This window comes from Synechococcus sp. R60.1, assembly GCF_047461835.1.
Classification (GTDB): Bacteria; Cyanobacteriota; Cyanobacteriia; order Thermostichales; family Thermostichaceae; genus Thermostichus.
In genome coordinates this window covers 1-7,376 of record NZ_JANSIA010000117.1, presented here as the reverse complement: position 1 = coordinate 7,376, position 7,376 = coordinate 1, and the positions used below count along the sequence as shown (strand labels likewise).

Genomic DNA, 7,376 nt, shown 5'->3' with positions numbered 1-7,376 from the left:
TTGGAAACAAACAGAATGCTATCGCTGCATAGTTGAACAGTGATGTTCAGCAGTGTTCAGCGTAAATGTATCAGACGCGACAGGCACTGAACACTCTGGAAGTGTTTGTTAGCGTTTCGTAGGTCTTTCGGAGCGGTCATCAGTACCCCGTTGAGCAGCCAGAAATTGTTAAGCTTAACGCACGGATGGCAGTATCCGGCCATGCCCCGAGTGACAACTGCTGACGAGCTGCTGACAGAATATGCCTCTGGCGAGCGCAACTTTCAAGAATCCAACCTGGTGGGGGTGGACTTGGTGCGCTCCAACTTGCAAGGGGTGAATCTGAGAGGGTCCAACCTCTCCTTTGGCAAGCTGAGTGGCATTAACCTGCAGGAAGCCGATTTGCGCGGCGCCGATCTCAGCTCGGCCAACTTGATGGGGGCCAACCTCCGCGGGGCCAATCTTTGGGAAGCCAACTTGATCGGCGCGGATCTCAGCTTTGCCGACTTGCGGGAAGCCAACTTGCACGGTGCCTACCTTTGGGAAGCCAAGCTAACCCGTGCACAACTGCAGGGATCCGATCTAAGCGGGGCAAAAATCGGCGGAGCAGTGCTGACCGGCGCTGACCTCAGCGGAGCCACCCTACCCGACGGGAGTGTGCGGGCTTGAGCCACCCCCCCAGCAGACAAGGCAGAATGGAACTGTTGCGACGGGATCCCTGATGTTACTGCTGTTCAACCTGGTCTTGACACTGCTGCTGGCTGTGGGAGTGGCAGTCCTGGCCGGACAAAACCCCACCACCCTGACCGTACACTTCTTGATGTGGCGCTCGGTGGAGCTGCCCTTGGGATTCCTCATCGCCGTGGCCGTCGGCCTGGGCCTGTTGACGGTGGGGCTGGGCTCTCTCCTCTGGCCTGGGCGCAGCTTTTCTGCCACCGCCCGCCAATTACAGGAACGGGTGCGCCAACTGGAAATGCAGGATCAACCGCCCCAATAACGCACAATTGCCAAAGGGGTCCCTCTGCTTTCTGGCTGTGGCTCAACAGCTTCGATCCCGCCGTTGACTTGCTGGACGATTTTGTCGGTGGCCCTGAGGAAAGCGTGCCGAAATAGCTCGCCGACTGAGACTGGGCGTAAGCTGAGATCAGGATCCCTTCGCCGTCTGCTTGATCAGTGCGTATCTCCAACCGTAACCATGCCTCATTCCCAACCCACTTCCCCGGATCCCTCTCCCCAAGACCCACGGGCCCTGCGCAAAGCCCTGCGCGGATCCAGCACCTACTTCGCCAAGGGATTTGAAGAACACAAGGATCAGGCTCAACTGGAGCTGCAAACCACCTACAAAAGCCCCCTTGTGGAGCAAATCCGTGCCCAGTCCTACCGCTATCAGCGGGGCGACATTACCATTCACCTGGCCAGGGCCTTTGGCTTTTGCTGGGGCGTGGAACGGGCGGTGGAATATGCTTATGAAGCGCGGCGACGCTTTCCGGATCGGCAACTGTGGATCACCAACGAGATCATCCACAACCCTCTGGTAAACCAGCACCTGAAGGAGATGGGGATCCGCTTTGTGGAGAAAGGCCCGGACGGCAAGAAGGACTTTTCTCAGATCCGGCCTCAAGATGTGGTGATCTGGCCTGCTTTTGGGGCGAGTGCCTCGGAAATGGCGTTTTTCCGGTCGCAGGGCAATGAGATCGTCGATACCACCTGCCCCTGGGTTTCCCGCGTGTGGAACCAAGTGGACAAGCACCGCGCGGCTCAATTCACCTCTGTCATCCACGGCAAGTACAACCACGAGGAAACCGTAGCCACCAGCTCCTTTGCCGAAAAATATCTGGTGGTGCTGAACCTGGAAGAAGCAGAATGGGTCGCTCGCTACATTTTGCAAGGCGGAGATGCGGCAGAATTTCGGCGGCGCTTCGGCAAGGCCACTTCCCCCGGTTTTGATCCGGATCGCGATCTAGAGCGGATCGGCATCGCCAACCAAACCACGATGCTGGAAGGGGAGACCCGCGCCATTGCCAAGCTGTTTGAGACCACCATGCTGCGCAAATATGGCCCCCAGGAGTTGGACAATCACTTCATGAGCTTCAACACCATCTGCAATGCCACCCAAGAGCGGCAGGATGCCATGTTCGAGCTGCTGGAGCAACCTTTGGATGTCGTGGTGGTGATCGGGGGGTTTAATTCCTCGAATACCACCCACCTGCAGGAAATTGCCCTGGCCAAGGGCTTGCCTTCCTTCCACATCGATGGCCCCGACTGCATCCAACCCAACAACCGCATCCGCCACAAGCCCCTTCACCAAGACCCGACAGTTACCGAAGGTTGGCTGCCCGCCGGGCCGGTGCAAATCGGCATTACCTCCGGTGCCTCTACCCCAGACCGCGTTGTTGAAGAGGTGATTCAACGCATCTTCGCCCTGCGTGAAGAACCTCGGCGGATCCCTGCCTAGGGATCCCTTCCCTCTCCCTCTTGAGCGTGCTCAACACCCTTTTTCAGGTTTATCCTCCCTTGCTGGGCTGGACGCTGCTGGGTTTTTTTCTCCAGAAGGGGCTGCCCGGCGACTGGAAGCGTTGGCTGGATCCCCACGCCTTGGGGCGATTCATGTTTTGGGTGGGAGTGCCCCTCAGCATTGTTGGGTTTATGCAGGGAGTGGATCTGTCGGGTCAAATCTGGGTTGCTCCCCTGATCTGCTGGCTGTCGGTGGGGCTGGGGTTTGCCTTGACCAGCGCTTGGCTGTGGTGGCAGCGCCACAACTGTTGGAGCAGTGCCCAGCAGGGCAGCTTTCACCTAACCGCCACCCTGGGGAACACCGGGTATTTGGGCTATCCCATCTGTCTGGCTGTGGCCGGAAGGGCTTACTTTGGCTGGGCCCTGTTCTATGATCTGCTGGGCACTCTGTTCATGGCCTACGGGTTTGGCGTGTGGGTGGCCAGCCGCCACGGCAGTTCCCATGCCCAACCTTGGCAGGTGGGCCTCCACATTTTGCGCACCCCTGCTCTTTGGTCTTTTGCTATGGGCCTACTGCTGACGCGCGAACCCCTGCCGGGTTGGCTCTCTCAAGGGTTGGCGGCTTTTGCCTGGAGCATGATCCCGCTCAGTTTGATGATTTTGGGGATGCGGCTGGCCCAGGTGAAGCGCTGGGGATCCTTTCTTGCCGCCGGAGTGGCCCTCTTGATCAAAATTGTGATTGTGCCGCTCTTGGTGGGAATCGGCCTTGCCTTCACCCCCTACCCGCCTCTGGCCAAGCTGGTGCTGGTCCTGCAGAGCGGTATGCCCCCCGCCATCGCCACCCTGGTGCTCACGGAAGAATACGACTTGGATCGGGAAATTACCGTAACTGCCTTGGCCGTGGGGTACTTAGCCGCCTTGCTGACCTTGCCTCTCTGGCTGGGACTCTGGGGATCCTAATAGGCCAGGTGAGACAACGTCTGCTCTAGGTAGCGATGCACCAGTTGATCCAGCTCAGTTTCCTGGCCAGGCGGCTCCTGTCCCTGTAGCCATCCTCGAAAACCCGAGCTTTCCACAATGGCCTGCCGCAACGGCTTCCAAACCGCTTGCGTGCGCAGTGCTGTGAGGGCCTCTGGCTCGCTGGAGTGCTCCGCACCGCTATTGCGAGCGTGAACGGAGCTGAGAGCAGGATTGGTCATGAGAGGAAGGTGAGTAGGAGTGATTCACCCTCAGAATAGCTTGGATCCCAGTTGGCTTTGGCTCTCTGGGATACAAATCTCCCCTCTATGCTGAGCAAGCCTTCTCTCAGTCGCTCAAGCCAAAAAATCCTCAATATAGTCATTCCAAACTAGATTGAGACACTCCCCAGGCGTTCCGCGCTGCTTCCGCGGCCACCCCCAGACCTTCTCCCAGAGGGAGAGAGGAGCTGGACAGAAATGTTTCATTCCTGTTTAAAATGACCATACATCCCATCAACTCGAGCAAGAGGCCCAGGGATCCCTAAACGAACAATTGGCTGCGCTGCTCGACCCGTAAAGTTGGCCCCAAGGCATTGAGAAGAGAGACGCCGTAGCTGCGGACGATAATGCGGCTATCCAAAATAGCCACCCATCGGGTGGGGGAGCTGGGGTCTTCTCCCGAATCAGAGCCTTGCCGCAGAGGCGCGACGGCCCGTTGCAACTGGGCAGCAGCCACCGGCAAAAGGTACTGACGAAACCAGTCCTGCTGGGTGCGTTGCAGATATTGCACCCGTCCGGCCACCCTTGGGTCTTCCACAGAAGGGAAAGGCAAAGTGGCGATCACCATCAGCTCAGGGCGCGGCAAGCCGGCCTTGTGGTGCAGCCAGTAGGGCCAGTCGCAGACCAAAATGCCCTTTTCGCCCGGAAAAGGGCTGTTTACCCGCACCCGCGAGCCGAATTCGGCAGCCAAAGCCGCCCCCACCTGTGCCTGCAGAGGTTGATCCGACACCAACACCACCACGAAGCCCTGCGCCTGAGGGATCAGCTTTTTCAGCTCTTGCAGCAGGTGATCCCGAAATAGAGGGCTGTTGGGCAGGGGGAGGCGCGGCAAGTAGAGGGAAAGCTCCGCCCCGCCGGAACGGGGCCAACCCTCGCCTGAGGCAAACCGCAACGGCGTCAGATCCGGCAAGCCCAACCGTCGCCGATAGGTTTCCGCCTGGCGATCCAGATCCAGCGCTTCCCCGATAATCACCACCGGCTGTGTGGCCCAAATGGGGGCCAACCAATCCTGCAGAGCCGCCGGGCTGTGGTGAAGGGTGAGGCGACCGGTTTCTCGGTCGGTTTCGGCCCACCAAATCCATTTGGAGACGGGATCCCCCTCAGAGCTGAGCCGCCGGCGGATTTGATCCCAGGGATCCGGCAGCCAGCCGGGGTAGCCTGTCACCAAAGACAGCACAGCATCCAGGTGAACCTGTTCATCCGCATGAAGCAGACAGCGGGAAAGAGGCCGCCGCAAAAGCTGCAGGGACAAATTGACCTGAACCTGGGAGAGCTGCTCCGCCTCGGCAGGGAAGATTTGCCGGAGCTGTTGCCAATGGCTGGCTTCCAGGGTCACCGTTAGCGCCTGGTAGGCCCAATCTTCCAGGTCTTCGGCTCCATCCAGGATCAAAGGGATCCCTGTCGGCACTTGCGAGGATCCCTTTCTCAAGCGAGCTTGCAGCCAATCCAGGGGATCCACCAACAGCAACCCCTGGAAATCGGGATCCGGCCAACGGTCTTTTTGCAGGACGGGCTTATGCAACTGCAGGGTGTGCTGTAGCCAGGGGATCTCTTCCCCCAAAATTTGCGCCTGCACAGGAGCTGTGGCACAGAGCAAGGTGGGGTTGGGCCACATCAGGGCCGGCAGCAGATAACTGAGGCGGTGCTGACCCCCAGCAGGCACCTGGATCAAGGTGCTGCGACCCAACCGCAACCCTCGCGCCACCATGCGAGCCATCGTCAACTGGTGGGGCCACAGGGCTTCGGGAGACTGCCGCAAAAGCTGCCGCAACTGTTGGTGGACTTCAACCTCAATCACAGTTCAGTACGCCGGGGGTCTGCCACAGACGGTGGAGTGAACTAGCCTATTCTAGGGTAGAGAAGAAAACCAAAGCCCATCTCTGGGGTGAGCGATGTCTCTTCTTTCTGCTGTTCCCACAGAGGGCCAACCCGTTGCACAGACGGGATCCCTGCTTCTAGACCGCTCCGGGTGGGGCCGCTTGCGCATGAAGGGATCCCCAGGCTTGGACTATCTGCACAACCAAAGCACCCAAAATCTGAAGGCCCTCCAGCCAGGGCAGGGGGCCGACACGGTTTTCGTGACCCCCACCGCCGGCATCCTGGATTTGGCAACGGTGTACGTGGGAGAAGAAGACTGCTGGATCTGGACTTCACCCCAGCGGCGCAGCCTGCTGATGCAGAGTTTGGGGCGCATGCTGCCTTTGGTGCGGGGAGCACAGTTGAAAGATGAGACGGACCAGACCTTTGGTTTTGGGTTGCTCGGCCCCCAGAGTCAGGCTCTCCTGGAGCAAGTGGTGAGCTCAGAAGAGATCCCGACCGGGCCTCATGAGCACCGCCCCGTGGAGATCCAGGGGATCCCTGTCCATCTGGCTTGTGGCACGGGTCTTGCCCAGCCGGGGTTTACCCTCTGGGGCACCATTGACCAGAAAGTCGCTCTTGAAGAATGCTTGCTCCAAGCCGGAGCCAAGCTGGCCCCACCTGAGCTGTGGGAAGTCCTCCGCCTAGAAGCGGGTCGCCCCGCCGCCGACCGAGAGCTGACCTCAGACTACAACCCCCTAGAAGCCGGCCTGTGGCGAGCTGTTTCCCTTGACAAAGGTTGCTACGTTGGCCAGGAAGTCTTGGCCAAGCAGGTAACCTACCGGCGCATTCGGCAAACTTTGTGGGGGATCCGCCTCCAAGGAGAAGCTCATCCTGGCACAGAGATTTTGCGGCAGGGGGAAAAGATTGGGCTGCTGACCAGTGCAGGCCTAACTTCGCAAGAGTACCTGGGATTGGGATACGTGCGCACCAAATTCAATCCTGCCGAGGGGCTGGAAGTAGAAGTCGGCTCAGTGCCAGGAGTGCTGACCCGAATGCCGTTTTTGAGTTTCCCGCCTATTGTCTAGGATTGTTTTTGCGGCAGAGACCTCCCCTCTCCCGCTTCAAGGGAGAAACGCGGGCAAAGGATCCAGAACTTATAGGTCAAAGTGGCGGCGAAAGCGGGGATCCCGTCGATCCTTTTTGCGTCGGTTGCAGGTTTTGCACAACGTTTGCAGATTGCTGATGTCGTTACTGCCCCCTTGGGCAATGGGAAGGATGTGATCAATCTGAAGCTGAACCTCTGGGGGCGACTTTCCGCAACCGCGACAACGGAAGCCGTCTCTTTGGAAAACATACTCCCGCACAGATGCTGGGATGAAGATGCGCTGACTCGTTCTTGTTTCCCTCATGGCCGATCAAAACCTAAGTGGCCCGCAAGTCATCTAAAGGAGAGGCGGCAGCGTCAATGGAAACGTGATCTTGATCTAGGGCTTCAGAAGCCAAAGTTTGATCTTCGGGAACAAACTCCAGGCAGATTTTAATCGATATTTGTCCAGAAACCCATCCTCGACCGGGTCGCAATAGTCGAGAACTTATCCCGCTTATTAGGCTTATTATATCAGTACTAATTTTCTTAGACTCAAGGTATTTGTTTATTGAATCTCTGTTGCTTAGGAGAAAAGAGACGATCACTTCATGCAAAGTGTTTGGGAGATAAACCTGGTCACCAACTTGAACAACAGTCTGTGTATCAGCAGATTTGAAAAGCATTGGCTCAGCCATGGTACGAACTCCGCTCTACCCAGTTCATTTTATGAGCTTGCATCCTCCCGAATGTCATCCAAAAGAGATCCAATGCCTCCTGATCTGGAGGGCTGTCGAGCTCGCTAAAGCAATCTTGAGCTT

The 7,376-nt window shown here is 58.0% G+C and carries 9 protein-coding genes; 5 read left to right on the top strand and 4 right to left on the bottom strand.

All coding sequences use genetic code 11. The annotated features are described in order from the left end of the window. The first annotated feature begins 201 nt into the window (after positions 1–201). The 4 genes from NW834_RS12840 to NW834_RS12825 all read left to right on the top strand — a co-directional run bounded on the left by NW834_RS12840 (position 202) and on the right by NW834_RS12825 (position 3,393). Complete coding sequence (locus NW834_RS12840; protein WP_414419611.1) at positions 202–648, top strand: pentapeptide repeat-containing protein; 447 nt, start codon at positions 202–204, stop codon at positions 646–648. Positions 649–700: 52 nt separating this feature from the next. Then, positions 701–976, top strand: a complete 276-nt coding sequence (locus tag NW834_RS12835; RefSeq protein ID WP_414357966.1) for a lipopolysaccharide assembly protein LapA domain-containing protein — start codon at positions 701–703, stop codon at positions 974–976. 198 nt (positions 977–1,174) lie between these two features. Continuing rightward, positions 1,175–2,434 carry a 4-hydroxy-3-methylbut-2-enyl diphosphate reductase gene (locus tag NW834_RS12830; protein ID WP_414419612.1) on the top strand — a complete coding sequence of 420 codons (1,260 nt, stop codon included), beginning with the start codon at positions 1,175–1,177 and terminating at the stop codon, positions 2,432–2,434. 26 nt (positions 2,435–2,460) lie between these two features. Further along, positions 2,461–3,393, top strand: a complete 933-nt coding sequence (locus NW834_RS12825; RefSeq protein ID WP_414357971.1) for an AEC family transporter — start codon at positions 2,461–2,463, stop codon at positions 3,391–3,393. Here NW834_RS12825 and NW834_RS12820 read toward each other — a convergent pair. Together NW834_RS12820 and NW834_RS12815 are read right to left on the bottom strand one after the other, a co-directional pair. After that, a complete protein-coding gene (locus NW834_RS12820) occupies positions 3,390–3,632 on the bottom strand; it encodes a hypothetical protein (protein ID WP_414357973.1) in 243 nt (80 codons plus the stop codon). The two genes, NW834_RS12825 and NW834_RS12820, sit on opposite strands and share 4 nt — an antisense overlap. Before the next feature lie 301 nt (positions 3,633–3,933). Continuing rightward, on the bottom strand, positions 3,934–5,469 hold the full coding sequence (locus NW834_RS12815; RefSeq protein WP_414419435.1) for a hypothetical protein: 1,536 nt from the start codon (positions 5,467–5,469) through the stop codon (positions 3,934–3,936). Positions 5,470–5,563: 94 nt separating this feature from the next. Between NW834_RS12815 and NW834_RS12810 the strand changes: the two genes are divergently transcribed. Beyond that, positions 5,564–6,556, top strand: coding sequence for a YgfZ/GcvT domain-containing protein (locus NW834_RS12810; protein WP_414419436.1), 993 nt, complete (start codon positions 5,564–5,566; stop codon positions 6,554–6,556). A gap of 69 nt (positions 6,557–6,625) precedes the next feature. Here the strand turns inward: NW834_RS12810 and NW834_RS12805 are convergent, their stop codons facing one another. Then, positions 6,626–6,880, bottom strand: coding sequence for an HNH endonuclease (locus NW834_RS12805; protein WP_414419437.1), 255 nt, complete (start codon positions 6,878–6,880; stop codon positions 6,626–6,628). A gap of 13 nt (positions 6,881–6,893) precedes the next feature. Then, positions 6,894–7,253 (bottom strand): KGK domain-containing protein, encoded by a 360-nt coding sequence (locus NW834_RS12800; RefSeq protein ID WP_414383531.1) that lies wholly within the window; start codon positions 7,251–7,253, stop codon positions 6,894–6,896. Between the last annotated feature and the right edge of the window lie 123 nt (positions 7,254–7,376).